This window comes from Actinomadura rubteroloni, assembly GCF_002911665.1.
GTDB lineage: Bacteria > Actinomycetota > Actinomycetes > Streptosporangiales > Streptosporangiaceae > Spirillospora > Spirillospora rubteroloni.
In genome coordinates this window covers 58,435-80,701 of sequence record NZ_MTBP01000002.1, presented here as the reverse complement: position 1 = coordinate 80,701, position 22,267 = coordinate 58,435, and the positions used below count along the sequence as shown (strand labels likewise).

The following is a 22,267-nucleotide window of genomic DNA, read 5'->3' as shown; positions in this document are numbered from 1 at the left end:
CGGGGCTCGGCCGCCCGCCGGTTAGGGTGACGGCATGACCCCCTCCCCGGACGCACGGCGCCGCGACGACCTGCGGGACTTCCTGCGCTCGCGGCGCGCAAGGCTCACCCCGGCCGACGTGGGGATGCCGTCGTCGGGACGGCGGCGGACCCCGGGCCTGCGCCGCGAGGAGGTCGCGGTCCTCGCGGGCGTCGGCGTGTCCTGGTACACGTGGCTGGAGCAGGGCCGCGACATCAAGGTGTCCGGCGAGGTCCTGGACGCCATCGCCGGGGCCCTCCGGCTGGACCGCGCCGAACGTGAGCACCTGTACCTGCTGGCCGGGCTGAACCCGCCGCGCGCGGAATCGGAGGCGGCCCCCGCGCCGACGCCGGAGCTGCGGCAGGTCCTGGACGCCTGGTCGCCCCGGCCCGGCTACATCCGCGACCGGCACTGGAACTTCCTGGTGATCAACGACGCGGCCCGCGCGTGCTTCGGCTACGGCGACGCCGACCACAACTGCCTGGTCACGTTCTTCACGAGCGCCCGCTACCGGCGGATGAACGCGCACTGGGCCGAGTCCGCGCCCGGCGTCGTCGCCCGGTTCCGCGCCGACGCGGCGCGCTTTCCCGAGGACCCCGAGTTCGCGCGGATCGCCGCCGGTGTCGCCGCCGCCAGCCCCGAGTTCGCCGACCTGTGGGACCGGCACGAGGTGACCGCGCCCGCGCAGGCCGTCAAGGCGATCCGGCATCCGGAGGCGGGCGACATGGTCTTCGACGCGGTCGTGCTCGCGCTGCCCGACGCGCCGGGCTGCAACCTGGTGCTGCACCATCCGCGTCCCGGCACCGGGACCGACGAGCGCCTCGAACGCCTGATGGCGCGGATCCGGCTGGCCCGCCCCGCCTGACAGGGTGGTGGTGGCACACCCAGGATCAACCGCGTCTGTTCCCCTCCGGGCGGACCGAGCAGGATCGTCACCGGGGCGGCGCCCGCCGCTCCGCTGCCGGAGGGAGAGCACAATGCGCACACGGGAATTCGCGGGCACGCCGGTCGGCGCGGTCGGGCTGGGCTGCATGGGCATGAGCTGGGCGTACTCGGCCGCCGAGCGGGACGACGACGCGTCGGTCGCGCTGATCCGCCAGGCGTTCGACCTCGGCGTCACGTTCATCGACACGGCTCAGATCTACGGCGTCGGACACAACGAGACGCTGGTCGGGCGCGCCCTGGCCGGGGGCCGCGAGGACGTGGTCGTCGCGACGAAGACGGGCCTGGTCGCCGACCGTCCCGACCCGTCGGCGATGCGCCGCCTGGCGACGCCCGAGCAGGTCAAGGCGTCGGCGGAGGAGAGCCTGCGGCGGCTCGGCGTCGACGTCATCGACCTGTACTACCTGCACCGCGTCGACCCGCAGGTGCCGCTGGCCGAGAGCTACGGCGCGATGGCCGAACTGGTCGCCGAGGGCAAGGTGAAGCGCCTCGGGCTGTCGGAGGTGACGGTCGCGCAGGCGGCGGAGGCGCACGTGATCCACCCGGTCGCGGCGATCCAGTCGGAGCTGTCGCTGTGGACGCGCGACGCGCTCGGCGCGCCCGGCGGCACCGCGGGCGCCGGCGCCGACCAGGACACGTCCGTGGCGACCGAGATCGGGGACGTCGTCGGCTGGTGCCGGGAGAACGGGGCGGCGTTCGTGCCGTTCTCGCCGCTCGGCCGGGGCTTCCTCACCGGGACGGTCACGTCCGCCGACCTGGCCGACGACGACTTCCGCTCCCGCAACCCGCGCTTCCAGGAGGAGGCGATGAAGGCGAACCAGCGGATCGTGGACGCGGTCCGCGCCGTCGCGGCCCGGCACGGCGCCACGCCCGCGCAGGCCGCCATCGCGTGGACGCTCGCGCAGGGCGACCACGTCCTCCCGATCCCGGGGACGAAGAAGGAGAAGTACCTGCGGGAGAACGCCGGGGCCGCCGACCTGGACCTGACCGCCGCCGACCTCGCGGAGCTGGACGCGCTCCCCGCGCCCGCCGGCGGACGGTACTGATGCGCGCCGTCGTCATCCCCGAGTTCGGCGCGGCGGACGTGCTGCGCGTCGCCGACCTGGCCGCGCCCGAACCGGGGCCGGGCGAGGTCGCGATCGACGTCGCGTACGCGGGGGCCAACTTCGCCGAGATCCTGTACCGGCGGGGGCTGGTGGACGTGCCGCTCCCGTTCGTCCCGGGCATCGAGGTCGCGGGACGCGTCCGCGCGACCGGCCCGGACGTCGCGGGCCTCGCGCCGGGAACGCCGGTCGCCGCGCTGACGATCGTGCACAGCGGCGGGTACGCCGAGGTCGCGGTGACGTCGGCGGACCTGGTCGTCCCGCTGGACGGGCTGGCGCCCGAGACGGCGGCGGGCCTGCCGTCCAACGGCACGACCGCGTTCCTCGCCCTGGACCGGGTCGCGCGGATCGAGCCGGGGGAGAGCGTGCTCGTCCACGCCGCGGCCGGGGGCGTCGGCGGGATGCTCGGGCAGGCCGCGCGGCTGCTCGGCGCGGGCCGGGTCGTCGGGACGGTCGGCTCCCCGGCCAAGATCGAGACGGCGCTCGCGCTCGGCTACGACGCGGTCGTGCTGCGCGACGCGCCGCTCGCGGAGCGGTTCGACGTGGTCGTGGACATGGTCGGCGGCCCGGCGCGGCGCGCGAGCCTGGACCTGCTCGCGCCGATGGGACGGCTGGTCGTCCTCGGCAACGCGTCGGGTGCGGACGACGTCGGGGTCCCGGCGAACGAGCTGTGGCTGTCGAACAAGACCGTCTCGGGGTTCAACATGGCCGACTTCGCGGCGCGGTTCCCCGCCGAGACGGGCCGGGCGCTGCGCCGGGCCGTCACGGCGGCGGGCGGGGGCGGGCTGCGGCTCGTCCCCGAGACGCTGCCGCTGGACGCCGCGGCCGAGGCGCACCGGCGGATCGAGTCGGGGAGCACGACGGGCAAGCTCGTCCTCGCCGTGTGAGTCAGCGGGCCAGGGCGAGGATCTCGTCCACCGGCCACTGGTCGGCGGCGTGCCGTCCGAGCTTGTGCGCGACGACCGTGCCGTCGGGGGCGATGAGGAAGTCGCCGGGCAGCCCGAGCCGCCCGCCGGACGGGCGGGCGGCCGGGAGCCGGTCGCGCCCCCGCGCCGCCCGGACGGAGGAGGCCGCGACCGCCCGCACGATCGTCGGCCACACGCGCGGGTCGAGCAGCGCCCGCCGCGCCCGCTCCACGCCGAACTCGCGGTAGAGGGCGCGGCCGGGGTCGGCGACCACGGCGAACGGCAGGTCGCGCGTGTGCTCGCGCAGTTCGTCGGCGGGGGAGTGGAAGACGGCGACCTCGCGGATCCCGGCCCGCTCGATCTCGTCGTGCCGGACGGCCACCGACCGCAGGTGCAGGTTGCACACCGGGCAGCCGGCGAACCGGCGGAACTGGAGGTGGACGAGCTGGCCGGGGTCGGGGACCGGCACCGGCGGCCCGTGGACGGCGGCCAGCTCGCGGAAGGCGACCTCGCGCATCGGTGGCTCCTTTTTAGGCGTATGGCGTACACCTACGAGCGTAGGCGTATGCCGTACGCTGTCAAGTCCGATGCCTCGTCGCCGCTCTCTGACCCGGCCGCAGATCACCGCCGCCGCGCTCGCCGTCCTGGACCGCGACGGCCTCGCCGCGCTGACCATGCGCGCCGTCGCGCGGGAGACCGGCGTCAGCACGATGGCCCTCTACCGCTACGTCGACGACCGCGGCGAGCTGGAGGAGATGATCGTCGACGCCGTCCTCGCCGCCGTCGACACGACGCCCCCGCCGCCGGGCCCCTGGCGGGACCGCGTCGCCGACCTCGCCGAACGCGTCCGCGCCGCCGTCGCCGCCCACCCGGAGATCCTGCCGCTGACCGTCGCGCACCGGCACCGCTCGCCGGGGCTGCTGCGCTGGTCGGAGACGGTCCTGGACGTCCTGTCCGGCGCGGGCGTCACCGGCGCCGCGCGGGTGGTGGCGCTGCGCTCGCTGACGGCCTACGTGATCGGCGCCGTCCAGCTCGAACACCTCGGCCCGCTCGCCGGACCCGGCACCGGCGTCATCGCCGCGCTGCCCGCCGACGAGTTCCCCCTGATGGCGGCGACCGCCCGCGACGCCGCCCGGATCGACGCCGCGGTCGAGTTCCGGCGCGGCCTCGACCTGCTGCTCGGGGGAATGGACGCCCCCGGCACGGCGTTGTCGGGCGAGGAGCACGGGCCGTAAAACGGGTCGCCGCGCGCGGCCGTCCGGCGCTACCGTGCGGAGTTCGTGCGGCGGCCGGTCGAGGGACCCGGCGCGCCGCCGCCTATCCTGCTCTGTGGTTATGAGGTCTTCGTTGAGTTCGCCGCTCGCCGATCTGCGGGCGCGCCTGCCCGAGCTGGCCCCGTTCGACCGGCACCGGCTGCGGCGCCGCCTGGACGGCGCGCAGAAGCTGCGCGACGAGGGCCGGCGCTCCGGCGTGGTCGCCCAGATCGCCGCCGAGGTCGAGGCCGCCGAGGCGCGGATCGCCCGGCGGCGCGCGGCCGTGCCCGCCGTGACGTATCCGCCGGAGCTGCCGGTCAGCCAGAAGAAGGACGACATCGCCGCCGCGATCCGCGACCACCAGGTCGTCATCGTCGCCGGTGAGACCGGGTCCGGCAAGACGACGCAGCTCCCCAAGATCTGCCTGGAGCTCGGCCGGGGCGTGCTCGGCTCCATCGGCCACACCCAGCCCCGGCGGCTCGCCGCCCGGACCGTCGCCGACCGCATCGCCGAGGAACTCGGCACCGAACTCGGCGAGGCCGTCGGCTACAAGGTCCGCTTCACGGACCGCTCCAGCGACGGCACGCTCGTCAAGCTGATGACCGACGGCATCCTGCTCGCCGAGATCCAGACCGACCGGCTGCTGCGCCGCTACGACACGCTGATCATCGACGAGGCGCACGAGCGCAGCCTCAACATCGACTTCCTGCTCGGCTACCTGCGCGAGATCCTGCCGCGTCGGCCCGACCTCAAGATCATCATCACCTCGGCGACGATCGACCCCGAGCGGTTCTCCCGCCACTTCGGCGGCGCCCCGATCGTGGAGGTCTCCGGCCGCACCTACCCGGTCGAGGTCCGGTATCGTCCGCTCGCCGAGGACGGCGACGACGCCGACCAGGTCCAGGGCATCCTGGAGGCCGTGGACGAGCTGGAGCGCGAGGCCCCCGGCGACGTGCTCGTCTTCCTCAGCGGCGAACGCGAGATCCGCGACACCGCCGACGCCCTCGACAAGCACCTGCGCCACCGGCGCGGCCCCGCGACCGAGGTCCTGCCGCTGTACGCGCGGCTGTCGTCGGCCGAGCAGCACCGGGTGTTCCAGTCGCACCGGGGGCGCCGGATCGTCCTGTCCACCAACGTCGCCGAGACGTCGCTGACCGTCCCCGGCATCAAGTACGTCATCGACCCGGGCACCGCGCGGATCTCCCGCTACAGCCACCGGCTGAAGGTGCAGCGGCTGCCGATCGAGCCGGTGTCGCAGGCGTCGGCGAACCAGCGCAAGGGCCGCTGCGGGCGCGTGTCGGAGGGCATTTGCGTCCGGCTGTACTCCGAGGACGACTTCGAGAGCCGTCCGGAGTTCACCGACCCCGAGATCCTGCGCACCAACCTCGCGTCGGTCATCCTGCAGATGACGGCGCTCGGGCTCGGCGACATCGCCGCGTTCCCGTTCGTGGAGCCGCCGGACCGCCGCAACATCAAGGCTGGCGTGGATCTCCTGCACGAGCTGGGCGCCCTGGACCCGGCGGAGAAGGACCCGAAGAAGCGGCTCACCGAGACCGGACGGCGCCTCGCGCAGCTCCCCGTCGACCCGCGCCTCGGCCGGATGGTGCTGGAGGCCGACGCCAACGGCTGCGTCCGCGAGGTGCTGGTCATCGCGGCGGCGCTGTCCATCCAGGACCCGCGCGAGCGGCCCGCCGAGCAGCAGCAGGCCGCCGACGAGCACCACCGCCGCTTCGCCGACCCCACCTCGGACTTCCTGTCCTACCTGAACCTCTGGAACTACCTGCGCGAGCAGCAGCGCGAGCTGTCGGGCAGCCGATTCCGCAGGCTGTGCAAGAACGAGTTCCTGCACTACCTGCGCGTCCGCGAGTGGCAGGACCTGCACTCCCAGCTCGCCCAGGTCGCCAAGGGCCTCGGCGTGACGGTCAACAGCACCGACGCGCCGCCCGACCGCGTCCACGTGTCCCTGCTGGCGGGGCTTTTGTCCCACATCGGCCTGATGGACACCGACACCAAGGACGAGCCGCGCGAGAAGCGCCGCCGCGGGCAGGAGTACCTCGGCGCGCGCGGCGCCAGGTTCGCCGTGTTCCCCGGGTCCGCGCTGTTCAAGAAGCCGCCGCGCTGGATCATGTCGGCGGAGCTGGTCGAGACGTCCCGGCTGTGGGCGCGCACCAACGCCAAGATCGAACCGGAGTGGGTCGAGCCGCTGGCCGGCCACCTGGTCAAACGGACCTACAGCGAGCCGCACTGGTCCAAGAAGCAGGCGGCCGTGATGGCCTACGAGACGGTCACGCTGTACGGCGTGCCGATCGTCGGGCGCCGCCGCGTCAACTACGGCGCGATCGAGCCGGACCTGGCCCGCGAGCTGTTCCTGCGCCACGCGCTGGTCGAGGGCGACTGGCAGACGCACCACCAGTTCTTCCACGACAACCGCGCGCTCCTGGACGAGGTCGAGGAGATGGAGCACCGCGCCCGCCGCCGCGACATCCTCGTGGACGACGAGACGCTCTTTTCTTTCTACGACGCGCGCGTCCCCGCCGACGTCGTGTCCGGACGCCACTTCGACGCCTGGTGGAAGCAGGCCCGCCGCACCGAGCCCGACCTGCTGAGCTTCGAGAAGTCGATGCTCATCAACGCGAGCGCCGGCGACGTCAGCGAGGCCGACTACCCCGACGCCTGGCAGCAGGGGCCGCTGCGGCTGCGGCTCACCTACCAGTTCGAGCCGGGCGCCGCCGCCGACGGCGTGACCGTCCACGTCCCGCTGCAGATCCTCAACCAGGTACGGCCGGACGGCTTCGACTGGCAGGTCCCCGGGCTGCGCTCGGAGCTGGTCACCGAGCTGATCCGGTCGCTGCCCAAGCAGCTCCGGGTCAACTTCGTCCCGGCGCCCGACTTCGCCCGCCGTGTCCTGGAACGCGTCGCGCCGCGCACCGAACCGCTGCTGGACGCCCTCGAACGCGAACTGACCGCTCTCGGCGGCGTGCCCGTCGCGCGCGAGGCGTGGGACCCGTCCCGGCTGCCCGCGCACCTGCGGCTGACGTTCCGCGTCGTGGACGCCGGCGGCGGCACCGTCGCCGAGGACACCGACCTCGACGCGCTCAAACGGCGGCTCGCGCGCGAGATGCGCGGCACGCTCGCGCAGGCGGCGTCGGCGGGCGGCATCGAGCGGACCGGGCTGACGTCCTTCCCGCCCGGCGAGCTGCCCCGCACCTACGAGCGGCGCCAGGACGGCTTCGCGGTCAAGGCCTATCCCGCGCTCACCGACGAGGGCGAGACGGTCGCCGTCCGGATGTACGAGACCGAGGCCGAGCAGCGGCGCGCGATGTGGCGCGGGACCCGGCGGCTCGTCCTGCTCAACGCGCCGTCGCCCGCCAAGCAGATCCGCGCCGGGCTCGGCAACCGCGCCAAGCTGGCGCTCAGCCACAGCCCGCACGGCTCGGTGGACGCCCTGTTCGCCGACTGCGTCACCGCCGCCGCCGACGCGCTCATCGCCGACGCCGGGGGACCGGCCTGGGACGAAGCGGGCTTCACCCGCCTGTACGACCGCGTCCGCGCCGACCTCTACGACGTCACGGCGGGCATCGTCGCGCAGGTCGAGCGGGTCCTCGCCACGTCCCACGAGATCGACCGGCGGCTGCGCGGGACGGTGAGCCTCACGCTCGTCCCGGCGCTCACCGACGCCCGCGCGCGGCTGGCGGCGCTCGTCCACCCCGGGTTCGTCACCGACACCGGACGGCAGCGGCTGCCCGACCTCGCCCGCTACCTCAAGGCGCTGGAGATCCGGCTCGACAAGCTCCCCGAGAACCCCGGCCGCGACCGGCAGCTCGCCCACCAGGCCGAGACGCTGGACCACGAGTACGAGGCCGCGCTGCGCCGCCTGCCGCCCGCGCGGCGCGACGACGAGCCCGCCCGCGCCGTCCGGTGGATGCTGGAGGAGTACCGGGTGAGCCTGTTCGCGCAGCAGCTCGGCACCCGCTTCCCCGTGTCGGACAAGCGGATCCGCAAGGCGCTGGCCCAGCTCACCGGCTGACGGCCCCGCTGTCCGGATGCGGCTGCGCGCACGGGTGAGCACGGGCCGTCGCGACGCTGTGGCCTGGGCGCATGCGATGCGCACAAAACAAACATCCGCCCCTCAGATCACTGCGTTCCCGGCTACTTGCCCGTAAGGTGCCTTCCATGCCGAACAGTGATGAGCGCGACATCAACGGCCCCGAGGAGGGGGCCGGGGCCGCCGGGGGCCGGGTGACCGGTGACGGCCCGCCGCGCGACTCCGCCACCCCTGTCCCGAGCCCGGCGGGCGCCTCCGCCGTGGCCCGCGTGGGCGACCCCGTCACCATCTGGCCCTGCGCGAACTGCGGCCGTCCCGTGCCGCAGCCGCCGGGAGCCGTCCGCGCCGTCCGCTACTGCCTGGACAACGAGGGCGCCTGCGCCGGCGAGGCCCGCGAGCGCCGCGAACGCGGCCGGGACGCCCCCGGGCTGACCGGCCAGGTCGCCGCCGCCTGGGAGATGGTCGAGCGGATGGAGAAGGCGGCCGACCTGCTCGCCGACTCCCTCACCGCCGAACTCAGCGTCGCGGGCGTCGAACGCCGCGTCGCCGAGGTCCGCGCCGAGGCCGCCCGCGAACTGGCCACCGCGCAGAGCGAGCGCGACATCTCCCAGCGCCGCGCCGACGAGGCCCGCCAGGAGGCCGCCGGCGCCCGGGAGCGCGCGGCGGCGGCCGAGGCCGAGGCCGGCCGCGCCCGCGAGGAGGCCCGCGCCGCCTTCGCCAAGCGCGACGCCGCGCAGCAGGCGTGGGAGGAGGCCCACGAGATCGCGCAGCAGGCGATGACCGCCAAGCTCGCCGCCGAGAGCGAGCGCGACCGCATCGCCGCCCGCGAGACCGAGCTGCTCGCCGCGCTGGAGGCCACCCGCGCCGAACTCGTCGCGCTGCACTCCCGGGCCGCCGAGAGCGAGAGCGCCGCCGAGGCGCAGCGCGTCGAGGCCGCCGTCGCGCGGCAGGCCGCAGAAGACCTGCGCGCCGCGATGCGCGACGGGGAGGCCCAGCGCCAGCGCGCCCTCCAGGCCGCGAGCCAGGCCGACGCCGAGCGCGCCGCCGCCGACCGCGCCCGCGCCGAGGCCGAGACCCAGACCGCGCGGGCCGCCGCGCGCGTCGAGGAGGCCGGCCGGGACCGCGACGCCGCGCTGGCCCGCGCCAACGCCGCGCTCGCCGAACGCGACCAGCTCACCGCGAAGATCAACGACCAGTCGGTGCAGCTCCGCCAGCTCGCCCAGTCGGTCGCCGAGCAGCGCGCCGCGCTCACGGCGCTCGCCGAGGAGCGCGACGCCGCGCGCGCCGAGGCCGACCGGGCGCGCCGCCAGATCGACACGTTCACGCACAACACGCTGTCGTCCAACGTTCCCCCGGCCACGCGGCCGGGCGGCGCGCCCGCGCCGATGGGCCAGCCGGTCGGGCCGCCCCCGCATCCGCCGGGCGCGTTCCCGCCCCCGCAGGCGGCGCCGCCCCAACCGCCCGAGTCCCGTCCCTACCAGGGCACCGGACGGCTCAACGGCGCGGGCGACCGCGAGGACCCGCTGTTCACCGGCCCCTGACCCGCCGCGCGATCGTCACCGGGGCCAGGCGACGGCCAGCACCACCAGCCCGCACCCGGTGACGATCAGCAGCGTGCTCGCACGGTCGCGGAACGCCGCCGCGCTCAGCTCGGCCGCGCGGCGGCGCAGCGGCGGCGCGTCGAACAGCGCGTGGCGGGCGCGCTCCCACGTCATGCCGAGGCACACGCACAGCGCCGCGAGGGCGACGATCAGCAGTCCGTTCACGTTCATCGGTCCGGCCTCCCGGGGTCTCGGTACCGAGTGAAGCCCGTGCGGGCGTCGCGCACCGTGTCCCGTGACGCGTTTTCGGCCGGTTCAGGCGAAGTGGGCGGGATCCACTTCGACCCAGATCTGCTCCGCGCGGCCGAGCAGCCGTCCGTCCGCCCCGTACAGCGCGGTCGCCGCGTGCTGCTTGCGCCCTTCCTGGCTGCGGGCGAGGCCGAGGACCATGCAGTCCTCGCCGGGCTCGGGCAGCTCCAGCACCCGCGCGGTCATCGTGCCGAGGACGGCGGGGCGTCCGGCCGGGTCGAACGACCAGCCGCCCGGGCAGTCCAGCGCGGCCCACACCAGCTCGGGCGTGACGGGACCGTCCGGCCGCCACGGCGCCGCGACCGTGCCGTCGCCGACCGGGCCGGGGGACAGCAGCAGCCCGTCGCCCGGCGCGCGCTCGGTCCCGCAGACGAAGCAGTGCGGGAACGGATGGTTCTCGATCGCCCGGAACTTCTCGGCCGCCTCGGCGGCGACCGCGGCGGGCACCGGCGGCGGCGGAGGCACCACGATCGCGCCCGCCAGCGCCTCGGCGACCAGGTCCTCGCCGTCCCACAGCCACGCGCCCTGCCACCGGTCGTCGGCGGGGGACACGCGCAGCGCGGTCTCCAGCGGCGGCGGGCGCCGCAGGGTCACGGTCACGGTGTCGGACGGGACGTGGGCGGCGAGCAGCCCGGCGACGTACCCCCCGTTGCCGGAACCGCCGGGACCGCGGAAGCGCTCGGCGATGATCACCCTGAACCCCCCGGAGTCAGTCGAACAGACCGACCATTCTAGTGATCCGGGGAACGTTCCGATCGTGGGACACGTGTGTTTCAGATCGCCCGCGACGGCGTCGGACGTCCCGGGCGCGTCGTGAAGAACACCGACAGCGAGCCGCGCAGCCGCGCCCGCACCGTCGCCTCGTCCACCGCCGCGCAGGCCGGGACGGGCGTGCGCTCCAGCGCCCGTTCGATGATCCGCTCGACGCCCCGATCAGCGACGAGCACCGAGCACGTGTCGCACGCGTACCAGGGATAGAGCATGTTCAGCACCGCGACGGCCGTGTCGTCGTCGGACAGGCCGCTGGTGTCCAGCTCGACCTCGAAGATGTCGGTGTCCTCGGGGTCCAGCGTGGGGTAGTAGAGCCAGTGCGCGTCGTCCTCGCCGCAGAAGTCGCAGGCCCGCGCCGGCGGGCGCGGCGTGCCCACCGCCAGCTCCAGTTCGTGGTCCCAGGGCTCGACCCGGCGGTTGTGCCGGTAGCCGACGGCGTCGAGCGAGCCCTCGCGGTTGTGGGTCACATCGTGGACCTCACCGCCGCAGTGGGCGCACATGAAGCCGATGTCCTCCATGTCCCTCCCCGAGTCGCCGAGGCACCGGGTCACACAGTATCCGGCGGTGCGGGTCCGTCCTACCCGGCCGCGGCGCCCTCCACGCGGGCCATCGCGCTCGGGTAACGTCGGGGTCACCGCGTTCCCCGTCCGCGCCCCGGCGACCCCGGCAGGCTTCCGTTCCCTGCCCTCCGGAGGTCCCGTCCCATGCCGTCCGTCGTCCTCAACGCCGACAAGATCGACCTCGTCCGCGAGCGCCGCACGCTGCTGGACCAGGTGTCGCTGACCGTCCTGACCGGCGAGCACTGGGCGCTGCTCGGCGCGAACGGCGCGGGCAAGAGCACGCTCCTCGGCATCCTCGGCGCCTACACGCACCCGACGCGCGGCACCGCCGAGATCCTCGGGCACCGGCTCGGCCGGGTGAACGTCCACGACCTGCGCGCTCTCATCGGCCACGTCAACCCGCGCCATCCGCTGGAGTCGGCGCGGACGGTCCGCGAGGTCGTCCTGACCGGCGTCACCGGGACGATCGAGCTGGTCCCGCGCTGGACGCCGTCGGACGCCGACCTGGCGCGCGCCGCCGAGCTGATCGCGCTGCTCGGCCTCGCGCGCCGCGCCGACGCCCGGTGGCCGACGCTGTCGCAGGGGGAGCGGGGCCGCGCGCTCATCGCCCGCGCGCTCATGCCGGACCCGCGTCTGCTGCTCCTGGACGAACCCGCCACCGGCCTGGACGTCGCCGCCCGCGAACTGCTGCTGTCCAGCATCGACGAACTGCGCGCGAGCCGTCCGGGACTGACGAGCGTCCTCGTCACGCACCATCTTGAGGAGCTGCCGAGCACCACAACGCACGCGCTGCTGCTGCGCGAGGGACGGGTGCTGGCGTCCGGCGCGGCCGATGACGTCCTCACGACCGAGCTGGTCAGCGCGTGCTTCGACCACCCGATCGCGATCGCGCGCCGCGACGGCCGCTGGTCGGCGACCGCCGGACGCCGCTGACCCGTCAGGCGTGCGCCGCCACCCGGTGCCGCGCGAGATGGGCCAGGATCGCCTGGTTCGCCTCCCAGCCGTCCGGGAACCGCACCGGCACGCCGAGGCGGACCGGCTCGGCGGACGGATGGGCGTCGAGCAGCTCGGGGATCCCCGCGCGCGCCACCACCAGGCACGCGTGCCGGTGCCGGGACGTCAGCACGCACAGCCGTCCCGACTCCAGATGGAACGCCGTCGCGTCCCGGCGGCCCGACAGTGGATGCAGCACGACCGTCACGTCGTACTCGCGGCCCTGCAACCGGTTCGCCGTGTCGACCGTGATCCCCGCGCCGTGCGAGCCGAGCGCGGCGCGGATCGCGGCGACCTGGTCGCGGTGCGCCGCGCCGATCGCGATCCGGTCCGCCCGGACGGGCTGCGAGCCCCGCTCGGAATGCGCGACCGGCCCGCGTTGCAGCACCCGCACCGCGAGCGCCGCCGTCGCCCGGACGGCCTCGGCGTCGGTGCGCAGCGCGTGCCGGGCGGGCAGCTCGTACAGCGCCCACCCGGACCGGGCGGCCTCGTCCAGCGCGCGGTCGTAGGACGTGCCCATCCCGCCCGCGCCGTACTCCAGCCGCCGGTCGCCGGGACCGGTGCCGGAGCGGAAACCGGTGAACGGGTAGAAGGCGCGCGACACCACCGGCGCGGCGGACGCGGGCAGCCGCCACGACACCGGCAGCCGGTGGACCGGCAGCTCGGGGTTGTGAGCGAGCAGCACGGCCACGGCGCTGCGCATCGGATCCCAGGTCAGGCCCGCCCAGCGCTCCACCTCGACGGACGAGAACGGGTCGAGCTGGCCGGGGTCGCCGACGAACAGCGCCCGCTCGAACCGTCCCGCGATGCGCAGCAGCATGTCCGAGCGCATCTGGTACGCCTCGTCCACGATCGCCCACGGCCACGAGCCGTCCGACAGCGTCGCCCACTTGGCGGCAGTCGCGATGACGACGGCGCGGTCGGCGAGGTCGTCGGCCTTCTGCGCCACCTTCACCGACGCGCACGCCAGAATCCGGTCGGGCGGCAGGTAGCCCGCCGCCGACAGCCGTCCGACGGTGAGGCCGGGATGCTCGGCGGCGATCCGCTCGATGAGGTCGTCCACCTGCTCGTTCGTCTGCGCGACGATCATCAGCCGCTCGCCCGCCGCGGCCAGGTGCCCGGCCGCGCGCACCACCAGCGTGGACTTGCCCGCGCCGGGCGGCGAGTCCACGACGACGCCGCGATGGGCGCCGCCGAGATCGGCGAGGACGTCGTCCACTACCGCCCCGGCGGCGGCCGACGGATCGAGGTCCTGGACGGTCACGACCACTCCTCCGCCGCGTCCGTTTCCGCAGGGACGTACTCGGCGGGCGGCCCGCCGTGCGTCCACGGCGTGTCCTCGCGCTCGGGGAACCGCGCCGGGCCGAAGGACGCGTCGGTGAGCGCCGTGAAGCACACGCGGTCGCCCGGGGCGGGCACCGTCCCCGGCTCGGGGACGAGCTTCCTGCCGAGCCCCCCGGTCAGCTCCACCAGCACGCCGCCGGTGCCGTACTCCACGATCCTCCCCTTCAGGGCCGGACGCTCCGCGCTGCACACCGGCGTCCCCGCGTCCAGCCGGACGGGGTCCTCGGTCGCGACCCGCACCCGGGGACGCAGCTTAGGGCGTTTGCCCGACTCGTCCAGCCGGGTGGGGTCCGCCTCGGTGACCACGCCGCCGAACGCCTGCCCGTTCAGCCGGTGCTCGGCCATGACCATCGGATCGTCGAAGGCGCGCTGCGCGTCGTAGGCGTCCTGCGCCCGCTCCAGCGCGTGCAGCCGCCGCGCCGCCGCGACCGCCGTGTCCCGCCGGGCCTGCGGGACGCCCTCGGCGAACGTCTGGTGGAACAGGGTGAACGCGTCCCGGTCGCGCTCCCAGCGGCGCGGGACGCTCGCGCCCTCCGGCAGCGCGCGCAGCAGGTCGACCGCGTGCCACACCAGGTCCCACGTGGGGGTGAGCTGGCCGGCGAGCGCCGCGCGGACCCGTTCCTCGGCGCGCGGGTCGCCGTCCGTCGCGTCGTAGGCCGCGACGGCCGGGGCCAGGACCTCGTTGTCGAACGTCGGATCGGTGGCCGGGCCGGCGGGCGGGCAGCGCACCGGGTCCTCGGCGCGGGCGGCGGCGGCCGGGCCGTCCAGGCCGTCGGGCGGGTCGATCCAGCCGAGCAGGGCGGCGAGGTTGCCGTCCTCCAGGGCGCTCTGCCCGGTCGCCCAGTGCAGCCGCAGCGCCTCGGTCGCCGCCAGCAGCAGCGACGAGCCCGGACGGTCGTGCCGCTCGGCGAACCACGTCGCCCAGCGGCCGAGCGCCGGGACGGACGCCTCCACCGCGTACGGGCCTTCGGTGCTGCGGAACCGCGTCGAGCGGCCCAGCAGCCGCAGGAACGCCACACCGCCCGGATTCGGGACGATGACCTGCGGCGCCTCGGCGTACCGGACGCGTTCGGTGCCGTCCTTCGCGGGCGGCAGCTCCTCGGCCGCGCCGCGCGACGCCTCCACGTGCTCCAGCACCACCTTCGCCAGCTCCGCCGCGAACGCGAACCGCAGGTCGCGGTTGCGCGGCTGCGGGACGGCCAGCAGCGTCGGATCGGCGCGGTCGGTGCCGAGCATGACCGCCAGCGGCGCCGCCGCCTCACCGGCGAGCCGGAGCGGGATCAGGACGAGCGGCGCGTCCGCCAGATGGCAGTGCCGGACGGTCGCGACCGGCACGGCCCGCCGCGCGTCCACCGCCTCGAGCCGCGCGAGCGCCGACAGCGCGCTCACGTCGCGCCGCCGAGCGCCTCGGCGCGCAGCCGCGCCGCCGTCCGCAGCAGTGCCGCCGTCTCGGCCAGCTCGGGCGGATCGGCGGCGCCGCGCGCCAGGTCCAGCGCCGCTGCGACCGTGTCGACGCCGCCGAGGTCGTCGCGCACGCCCCGGCCGAGCGCGCCCGTCGCCCCGCAGGCGCGCGCCTCGTCGCGGCAGAAGTAGGCCAGCTCGCAGCCCGCCGCGCAGTCGGGGGCGTACCGGGCCTCGACCGTCCGGACGGCGGCGCCGAGCCCGTCGTCCAGCGCGAACGACAGGTCCGGCGGGAGGTCGTCGAGGATCGCGTCCACCCGGGTGAGCCGGTCGAGCTGGCGGCGCAGCACCGCGAGCTGCGGCCGGACGTCCAGCGGCGTCGCCGACGGACGGTTGGAGAAGTTCTCCGGGCACACCAGGAACACTTCGTGCGACACGCGCTGCGGGTCGTGGCCCAGGTCCGCGACCAGTTCGCGCAGCGCCAGCACGTAGACCGCCGCCTGCCGGGCCGCCGCCGCGACCTGCTCGGGCTCGGCCTGCCCGTCGACCACCGCGAACGACTTGATCTCCACGACGTGGAACCGGCCGCCGAGCTGGAACGCGATCACGTCCGGCTCCAGGTACGCCGGGGTGCCGCCGATGTCCAGGCGCAGCAGCGGATGGTCGAACAGGGTGCCGTTGGCGTCGTCCAGTGCCCTCGCTAGCAGCTTCCTGGTGCGCGCGTGGCGGAACTCGCGGCCGCCCTCCTCGTCCAGGTCGTCGTAGCCGACCTCGCCGACGTCCAGGCCGAGCCGGTCGCGCAGCAGGGCCAGCAGCTCGGCGCAGCCGTCGGCCTTGACCTGCGCCTCGAACGCGTTCCCGCGCGTGATCGCGAACTGGGACTGGCCGAAGGGCGTGCCGAACCCGAGATGGCGGGCGACGGCGTCCTTGTCGATCCCGGCGGCGTCCAGCAGGCCGCGCCGCGCGCAGCCGGGGTTGGCGGTGAGCGCGGCGATCGTCCGGGCGTCGTGGTTGCGCGGCGGCGCCCCGGCGCGCAACCGGTCCAGGTCCGGCGCGGTGTCGGTCATCGTCGTTCTCCGTGGGGTCGGCCCGTCCGGTCGTGCGCGGACCCGAACAGGCGCTCGGCGGCGTCGAGGTCGGCCGCCCGGCGCGCCGCCCGCTCCCGGTCGCGGCGGTCGTCGGCCGCGTGGACCTCGAGTTCCGCGCGCGCCGCCGCGATCAGGTCCGCCGGGTCGACTGTACCGACGGCGGCGCCCGCCGCACCGGGAATGGCCGCCGCGAAACGCCGCAGCAGGCGCTGCGCCGCAACGCTGCGCCCCGCGTGCTCCGCGACGCGGACGGCGGCGGTCAGGAAGTCGGTGCGGCGGCTGAGCGGCCCGACCACGCGCCGCTCCAGCGGCCAGGTGCTCACCGCGAGCAGCCCGCGCGCCGGGGTCAGCAGATCGGCCGTCAGCGCCGCGCACACATAGAACGGACGGGCGTCCGGCGCCGCGCGGAACGACCGTTCCTCCGCGCGCCGCAGGACGCCGATCCGCGCGGCGGGTATCGGCGCCGCGAAGAACGCCGCGTGCACCGCGCCGACGAGCTTCGGCCCCGCGGGGACGCCGAGCAGCTCCAGCGCGCGGTGCGCCTGCTCACGGACGTCCGGTGCGCCGCGCTGTGATCTGTGCCGCTCGCCGTCGCGTTCGGCCGCGCGCAGTTCGGCGCGCAGTCGCCGCGCCGCCGTCCGGTCGCCCGCCGCGACCGCCCGGCGGACCGCCGCCCGCAACGCCGCGACGCGCTCCTGCTGCGCGGCGGCGGGCACGTCGGGGGACATGGCGTGGACTGTAGCGCGGGCCTCCGACAATCCGTCCGTCATCCCCGCTGGTCACGGCGCAGCGGATGGTCGTCGGGCACCTCCACCAGCACGATGCGGACGCCGTCGGGGTCCTCGATCCACATCTCCACCAGCCCCCACGGCTCGGTGCGCGGCTCCCGGACGATCGTCGCACCCGCCGCCGCGAGCCGCCGGTGCTCGGCCGCCGCGTCCCTGACCTGCAACCACAGCATCGTCCCTGCGGTCCCGGCCGCGTCGCCGTGGCCCGACACCTCCAGGAACCCCGGGCCGAGGAAGAAGACGGTGCCGGGATCGTCGCGCGGACCGAACTCGCGATACACCGCCAACCCGAGGACGTCCCGATAGAAGCGACGGGTGCGTGCGGGGTCGGTGGGCCGCAACAGGATGCGACTGCTCAGTACGTCCATGCCGCCCATCCTCTCCCGGACCCGCGCCCGGCATGCCAGCATGAGCCCCATGCCCACGACTCTGCTGATCCGGCACGGCGAGAGCGAATCCAACGCCGGCCTCCCGACGTACGGACCGGGAGCGGCCCCGCTCACCGCCCTCGGCCGCGCCCAGGCCGCGACGGTCGCGGAGTCGTTCACCGCGCCGCCCTCGCTCATCGTCGTGTCGCCGTTCCTGCGCGCCCGCGAGACGGCCGAGCCGACACGCGAACGCTTCCCGGACGTTCCTTGCGCGGAGTGGCCCGTCCAGGAATTCACCTACCTCGGCACCCTGCACGGCCGGGGGACCACGGTCGAGCAGCGCCGACCGCACGCGGCGGCCTACTGGGCCCGCGCCGACCCGTCGCTCGTCCTGGGCGACGACGGCGAGTCGTTCACCGCCCTCATCGCCCGCGCCCGCGCGTTCCTCGACCGCCTGTCCGCCCTCCCGGACGACGCGACGGTCGCGGTCTTCACCCACCGCCTGTTCCTGCTGGCCGTGACGTGGACCCTGGACACAGGGACCGTCACTCCCGACAGCACGGCCATGCGCGCCTTCCACCACTACGCCGAGTCGACCCCCACCCCGAATGCCTGCGTACGCCCCCTCACCCCGGCCCGCTCCCACCCGTAACCACGGTCGCGCCTCCGCGAACGTCCTCGAACCGCAGCTCCGCGCTCGCCCACGCCGGCGCGCCGCTGCGTCCGGTCCCACCGCGTTCGCATACGAGTCCCCTCATCTTTGAACCGCAGCTCTGCGCCCGCGTGCTCGCCCGCGCCGGCGCGCGCTGCGTCCGGTCCCGCCCGCTCGCATACGGTTCCCCTCATCCTTGAACCGCAGCTCTGTGCCCGCGTGCTCGCCCGCGCCGGCGCGCGCTGCGTCCGGTCGCACCCCGCTCGCATATGGGGTCCCTCATCGAGGGCTCATGCGTGCCACCTCGGCCGTGCGGACGCGCCGCTGCGTCCGGTCCCACGGCGCTCGCATACGGGTTCCCTCATCCGTGAACCGCAGCTCTGCGCTCGCGTGCTCGCCCACGTCGGCGCACCGCTGCGTCCGGTCCCACCCCGCTCGCATGCGGGTCCCCTCATCGAGGGCTCGCGCGTGGCAGCTCAGCCGTACGGGCGCGCCGCTGCGGCCGGTCTCACCTAGCTTGCGTCCTAGGCTCGCGCGTGGCAGCTCGGCCGTGCGGGGCGGTGTCCGCTCGTTCGGGTCTCAGCGGACGGCCGTCCGCCGGAGTCGCGGGGGACGGTCGTCAGCCGTAGGCGGGGTTCTCGACCGGCTCGGTGCCGTACGCGGCGGGGAAGGCGTCGAGCGTCAGGTCCAGGTGCGCCGACCACCAGCCCACCAGCGCCGAGGCGCCCGCGGGCTCGCGCTCGCCGCCGACGTAGCGGTGGCGCAGCGGGGCGACGTCGCACAGCCGCTCCCACCAGGCGCGGTGCACGGCCGCCTGGATCTGCCCGGCGTCCAGCGGGAACGCCGACCGGTGGCCGCGCACGAACGCTCGCACCCGCTCCAAGTCCAGGCCGCGTTCGTCGCCGGTGGCGAACAGGCTTGCGGCGGCGCGGACGACCTCGCCCGCTACCGGACCGGTCGTCAGCGCGTCCCAGCCGAGCACGGCCGTGACGTTCCCCGAGCCGCCGTAGCGCAGGCGACGGGCGTCGAACGCGCCGTGCAGGTGCCCGACGGTGCTCACGTCCAGTTCCGGCGGCTGGTGGTCGGCGAACTCCACGAGCAGCGCGCGGCGCTCGGCGAGGCGCCGCCCGGTGAGCGCGGCGAAGTCCGTCCCGTCGTGGGGGACGGCCGCCAGCAGCCGGTCGATCTCGGCGACCGCGTCGGCGGCGCGCGGCGTCGACACCAGCATCTCCTGCTGGACGGGCGGCGTGTGCTCGTCCAGCGCCGCGTGCAGCAGGCCGAGCAGTTCCCCGAGCCGCTCGCACTGCGCGTAGGTCAGCTCCAGGCCGCCGCGCCGCCGCCCCGCGACCCACGGGTACAGGACGTAGCCGGTGCCGCCCGCGACCACGAGCGTCCGGCCGGCGCGGGACGGGACGGGCGCCAGCACCGGGAGGCCCGCCGCGTCCAGCGCGGCGGTCACCCGGTGCCGGAACGCCATGCGCCGCCGGTCGGGCGCGGGGTAGGCCTTCAGCAGGAACCCGTCCGGCCCGGCGCCGATCCGCCACGCGCGCTCCGCGACCCGCACCGGGGCCTGCGCCGCGTCGAGCGCCCAGCGGCGCAGCGGGAGCGACGGCGGTTCGGTGTCGCTTGCGCTCTGAGACGTCGGCACGCAGCACCCCGGAGACGATCGAACGGATGTTCCCCGCCGACGCTACACGTCGCGGCGCGCGGCGTGGAAGGGAACGGGCCGCGCGCTCAAACGCGTTCGAGGACGACCACCGGAATCTGCCGGTCCGTCTTCTCCTGGTACTCGTCGTAGGCGGGCCAGGCGGCCGTCATCTTCGGCCAGAGCCGCGTCCGCTCGTCGTCGCTCGCGGTGCGGGCGCGCGCGGTGAACACGTCGTCCCGGACCTGCACAGTCACCCGGTCGTCGCGGAGGATGTTCTCGTACCACTGCGGGTGCTCGTCCGCACCGCCCTTGGACGCGACGATCACGTACGCGTCGCCGTCGGGCTGGTAGATCAGCGGCGTCGTGAACTCGCGGCCGGTGACCCGTCCCGTCGTGGTGAGGAGCAGCGTGACCGTGCCGTTCCAGTCGTGGCCGATCTTGCCGCCGGTCTCCTGGTACTTCTCGACGTGCTCCCTGCCGTACAGCATGGACCGTCCCTCTCTCAGTAGATGATCTTCATGGGCTCCGTCGCGTCGATACCCCGGACGCGCGCGTCCGACGCTCCCGGCGGGTATTTCGCGGAAATTTCAACGGCTCGGGTGCCGTGCGGCCTGGAGCGGTGCCGGTGCCAAACCCGGCCCTCCGAGTTCACCGCCGCTGAAGATCCACATTCGTCCGGGCGGGGGTGATGGAACGCGCCGTGATCGACTGCGGATGCATGACGCCGCCCTGTCATCCGAGTGAATAGACCCGGTCGGGAATTGGCGGCATGATCGACGCTCCGGCCCTGTGGCACAGGGATTTCCGGGCACCGCGCCGGGCGCCGCCGCGCGGTCGGCTCAGACGTCGCGCAGGATGTCGCGGAGGAAGACGATCGAGTCGTCGGGACGCGCCGCCGTGATGCACAGGTGGTTCATCGCGCGCATGTACGTGTCCACATCGGACGGCTTGTCGAGGTACAGCGCGCTGGTGAGCTGCTCCAGGAACACCACGTCCGACAGGCCCGGCTCGGCGAACCGCAGGATGGTGAACGGACCGCCCGCCGCCGCGTGGCCGCCCGCGTTGAACGGCACGACCTGCAGCGTCACGTTCGGCAGCTCCGACAGTTCCAGCAGGTGTTCGATCTGACGGCGCAGCACGGCCCGTCCGCCGAGGGGACGGCGCAGGACGCCCTCGTCGACGACCGTCCACAGCGTCGGCGCGCCCGGCTCGGTGAACCGGCGCTGGCGCGTCATCAGCAGGTGGATCCGCGGGTCGATGTCCTCCTCCTCGGAGGCGTCGGGGAAGCCCAGGCGGATGACGGCGCGGGCGTAGTCCTCCGTCTGGAGCAGGCTCGGCATGAACTGCAGCTCGTAGCTGCGCAGCAGCGACGCCGCCTCCTCCAGCCCGAGGTAGGTCTCGAACCAGCCCGCGAGGACGTCGCCGTACTGGTGCCACCAGCCCGGCGTGTTCGCCTCGCGCGCCAGTTCCAGCAGCGACGACCGCTCGGCCTGGTCCTCGACGCCGTACAGCGTCAGCAGGTCCGCGACGTCGCGCTCCTTGAACCCGACCCGGCCCAGCTCCATCCGGCTGATCTTGGAGTGCGAGCCGCGGATCTCGTAGCCCGCCTGTTCGGTCGAGATGCCCCGGTCCTCGCGCAGCCGGCGCAGCTTGTTGCCCAGCAGAATGCGGAGGACGGTCGGCCCGCCGCGGCGCGGGTAGCCGAGCAACTCTCCGCCGGTCGGTCCGTCGCCGTTCGAGGGCATCGAGACAGCAGCATCCTGGGGCAAGGTTCACCAGCCGGTCGGTTGGTCCACGTACAGGGGGCGGAAAGGGCAACGTCCATCGTAGGGGATCACGGCCTCTAGCGGGAGGCGTCAGATGATCACGTTCCGAGGTGACCAAGCTCTCCCGCCTTTCCGGTCAACTTCGCCGCGACGCCGTTCGTCTCGTTGACAGAGACGTCTCCGCGACTCAGTCCCGAGGGCGTCCGGCGGAACAATGGAAAACCGCACTGCTTGGGGGAATGCAATGACCGACCACCACTTTCCCGCTATCAATTTCCTCACCTCCGGCGACGTCGCCGAGGCCGACCGCACCGCCGCCGCGGCGGCGGTCCGCACGGCCCTGGACGAGGAGGGGACCGACGTGACGAGCGTCCAGGTGACCCTCAGCGTCGTCCCGGGCGCGGACGTTCCGCGCCCGGCGCTGGCGCAGGCGATCGTCGGCATCGACGGCCACCGCCTCCGCGCCCAGGCCGCCGGCCGGACGCTCCCCGAGGCGATCGGCCTGCTCCGCGACCGCCTGCACGTCCGCACGGCCTACCTCCGCGCCGGCTGACCCGCCCTGGCGGGGCCGCGCCGGGGCGGCAGGCGCGCCCGACGCCGGTCCGGCCGCCCGGCCGGACCGTCCCCCGGCACCACCGGCCCCGCCTCCTTCCCCGGCGGCGGCTCCGACGACCGGAGCCGCCGCCACCCCTTCACCAAGTCATTCGAACCACGCGACCAAGGCACCCCCCGTTCTTGGACCAGAAGGTCGCCATAACGATCCTTGCCGCGC

The 22,267-nt window shown here is 74.9% G+C and carries 21 protein-coding genes; 9 read left to right on the top strand and 12 right to left on the bottom strand.

Features of this window, described 5'->3' with window-relative positions:
- Nucleotides 1-34: 34 nt before the first annotated feature.
- The 3 genes from BTM25_RS11760 (at nt 35) to BTM25_RS11750 (ending at nt 2,950) form a co-directional block, all read left to right on the top strand.
- Nucleotides 35-883: a helix-turn-helix transcriptional regulator gene (locus tag BTM25_RS11760; RefSeq protein WP_103562959.1), complete on the top strand. Its 849-nt coding sequence runs from the start codon at nt 35-37 to the stop codon at nt 881-883.
- Nucleotides 884-995: 112 nt separating this feature from the next.
- The gene (locus BTM25_RS11755; protein ID WP_103562958.1) at nt 996-2,006 is read left to right on the top strand and encodes an aldo/keto reductase; all 1,011 of its coding nucleotides are present in this window, start codon (nt 996-998) and stop codon (nt 2,004-2,006) included.
- Complete coding sequence (locus tag BTM25_RS11750; RefSeq protein ID WP_103562957.1) at nt 2,006-2,950, top strand: quinone oxidoreductase family protein; 945 nt, start codon at nt 2,006-2,008, stop codon at nt 2,948-2,950. Before BTM25_RS11755 ends, BTM25_RS11750 begins: the two co-directional genes overlap by 1 nt.
- A 1-nt stretch (nt 2,951) precedes the next feature.
- Here BTM25_RS11750 and BTM25_RS11745 read toward each other — a convergent pair whose 3' ends face one another.
- Nucleotides 2,952-3,485, bottom strand: a complete 534-nt coding sequence (locus BTM25_RS11745) for a peroxiredoxin-like family protein (protein ID WP_103562956.1) — start codon at nt 3,483-3,485, stop codon at nt 2,952-2,954.
- A 70-nt stretch (nt 3,486-3,555) separates the two neighbouring features.
- On the opposite strand from BTM25_RS11745, the gene BTM25_RS11740 reads away from it, so the two are divergent.
- The 3 genes from BTM25_RS11740 (at nt 3,556) to BTM25_RS29960 (ending at nt 9,807) form a co-directional block, all read left to right on the top strand.
- Nucleotides 3,556-4,203 carry a TetR/AcrR family transcriptional regulator gene (locus BTM25_RS11740; protein ID WP_103562955.1) on the top strand — a complete coding sequence of 216 codons (648 nt, stop codon included), beginning with the start codon at nt 3,556-3,558 and terminating at the stop codon, nt 4,201-4,203.
- Between the two features lie 112 nt (nt 4,204-4,315).
- Entirely contained in the window at nt 4,316-8,248 is a 3,933-nt protein-coding gene (hrpA, locus tag BTM25_RS11735; RefSeq protein ID WP_207657001.1) for an ATP-dependent RNA helicase HrpA, read from the top strand.
- 146 nt (nt 8,249-8,394) lie between these two features.
- The gene (locus BTM25_RS29960; protein ID WP_235828375.1) at nt 8,395-9,807 is read left to right on the top strand and encodes a coiled-coil domain-containing protein; all 1,413 of its coding nucleotides are present in this window, start codon (nt 8,395-8,397) and stop codon (nt 9,805-9,807) included.
- A gap of 15 nt (nt 9,808-9,822) precedes the next feature.
- On the opposite strand, the gene BTM25_RS11725 is transcribed toward BTM25_RS29960, so the two are convergent.
- The 3 genes from BTM25_RS11725 to BTM25_RS11715 all read right to left on the bottom strand — a co-directional run bounded on the left by BTM25_RS11725 (nt 9,823) and on the right by BTM25_RS11715 (nt 11,405).
- Entirely contained in the window at nt 9,823-10,038 is a 216-nt protein-coding gene (locus BTM25_RS11725; RefSeq protein ID WP_103562953.1) for a hypothetical protein, read from the bottom strand.
- 84 nt (nt 10,039-10,122) lie between these two features.
- Nucleotides 10,123-10,809 (bottom strand): hypothetical protein, encoded by a 687-nt coding sequence (locus BTM25_RS11720; RefSeq protein WP_103562952.1) that lies wholly within the window; start codon nt 10,807-10,809, stop codon nt 10,123-10,125.
- A gap of 80 nt (nt 10,810-10,889) precedes the next feature.
- Nucleotides 10,890-11,405: a hypothetical protein gene (locus BTM25_RS11715; RefSeq protein ID WP_103562951.1), complete on the bottom strand. Its 516-nt coding sequence runs from the start codon at nt 11,403-11,405 to the stop codon at nt 10,890-10,892.
- Nucleotides 11,406-11,591: 186 nt separating this feature from the next.
- Between BTM25_RS11715 and BTM25_RS11710 the strand changes: the two genes are divergently transcribed.
- The gene (locus tag BTM25_RS11710; protein ID WP_103562950.1) at nt 11,592-12,380 is read left to right on the top strand and encodes an ABC transporter ATP-binding protein; all 789 of its coding nucleotides are present in this window, start codon (nt 11,592-11,594) and stop codon (nt 12,378-12,380) included.
- 4 nt (nt 12,381-12,384) lie between these two features.
- Here the strand turns inward: BTM25_RS11710 and BTM25_RS11705 are convergent, their stop codons facing one another.
- Genes BTM25_RS11705 through BTM25_RS11685 form a run of 5 tightly spaced genes read right to left on the bottom strand, consistent with a single transcriptional unit; the run spans nt 12,385 to nt 17,429 of the window.
- Complete coding sequence (locus BTM25_RS11705) at nt 12,385-13,704, bottom strand: AAA family ATPase (protein WP_235828374.1); 1,320 nt, start codon at nt 13,702-13,704, stop codon at nt 12,385-12,387.
- Nucleotides 13,701-15,173 (bottom strand): hypothetical protein, encoded by a 1,473-nt coding sequence (locus BTM25_RS11700; protein WP_103562948.1) that lies wholly within the window; start codon nt 15,171-15,173, stop codon nt 13,701-13,703. The genes BTM25_RS11705 and BTM25_RS11700 overlap by 4 nt, the downstream gene beginning before the upstream one ends.
- On the bottom strand, nt 15,170-16,252 hold the full coding sequence (locus BTM25_RS11695; protein WP_103562947.1) for a hypothetical protein: 1,083 nt from the start codon (nt 16,250-16,252) through the stop codon (nt 15,170-15,172). Before BTM25_RS11695 ends, BTM25_RS11700 begins: the two co-directional genes overlap by 4 nt.
- Nucleotides 16,249-17,001 (bottom strand): hypothetical protein, encoded by a 753-nt coding sequence (locus BTM25_RS11690; RefSeq protein WP_103562946.1) that lies wholly within the window; start codon nt 16,999-17,001, stop codon nt 16,249-16,251. Before BTM25_RS11690 ends, BTM25_RS11695 begins: the two co-directional genes overlap by 4 nt.
- A 38-nt stretch (nt 17,002-17,039) precedes the next feature.
- A complete protein-coding gene (locus tag BTM25_RS11685; RefSeq protein WP_103564579.1) occupies nt 17,040-17,429 on the bottom strand; it encodes a VOC family protein in 390 nt (129 codons plus the stop codon).
- A 49-nt stretch (nt 17,430-17,478) separates the two neighbouring features.
- Between BTM25_RS11685 and BTM25_RS11680 the strand changes: the two genes are divergently transcribed.
- A complete protein-coding gene (locus BTM25_RS11680; RefSeq protein WP_103562945.1) occupies nt 17,479-18,081 on the top strand; it encodes a histidine phosphatase family protein in 603 nt (200 codons plus the stop codon).
- A gap of 619 nt (nt 18,082-18,700) precedes the next feature.
- Here BTM25_RS11680 and BTM25_RS11675 read toward each other — a convergent pair.
- The 3 genes from BTM25_RS11675 to BTM25_RS11665 form a co-directional block, all read right to left on the bottom strand.
- Complete coding sequence (locus BTM25_RS11675; RefSeq protein ID WP_103562944.1) at nt 18,701-19,729, bottom strand: phosphotransferase; 1,029 nt, start codon at nt 19,727-19,729, stop codon at nt 18,701-18,703.
- Nucleotides 19,730-19,815: 86 nt separating this feature from the next.
- The gene (locus BTM25_RS11670; RefSeq protein WP_103562943.1) at nt 19,816-20,217 is read right to left on the bottom strand and encodes a nitroreductase family deazaflavin-dependent oxidoreductase; all 402 of its coding nucleotides are present in this window, start codon (nt 20,215-20,217) and stop codon (nt 19,816-19,818) included.
- 351 nt (nt 20,218-20,568) lie between these two features.
- Complete coding sequence (locus tag BTM25_RS11665) at nt 20,569-21,474, bottom strand: helix-turn-helix domain-containing protein (protein ID WP_103562942.1); 906 nt, start codon at nt 21,472-21,474, stop codon at nt 20,569-20,571.
- 265 nt (nt 21,475-21,739) lie between these two features.
- On the opposite strand from BTM25_RS11665, the gene BTM25_RS11660 reads away from it, so the two are divergent.
- Nucleotides 21,740-22,048 (top strand): hypothetical protein, encoded by a 309-nt coding sequence (locus BTM25_RS11660; RefSeq protein ID WP_103562941.1) that lies wholly within the window; start codon nt 21,740-21,742, stop codon nt 22,046-22,048.
- Nucleotides 22,049-22,267 lie beyond the last annotated feature (219 nt).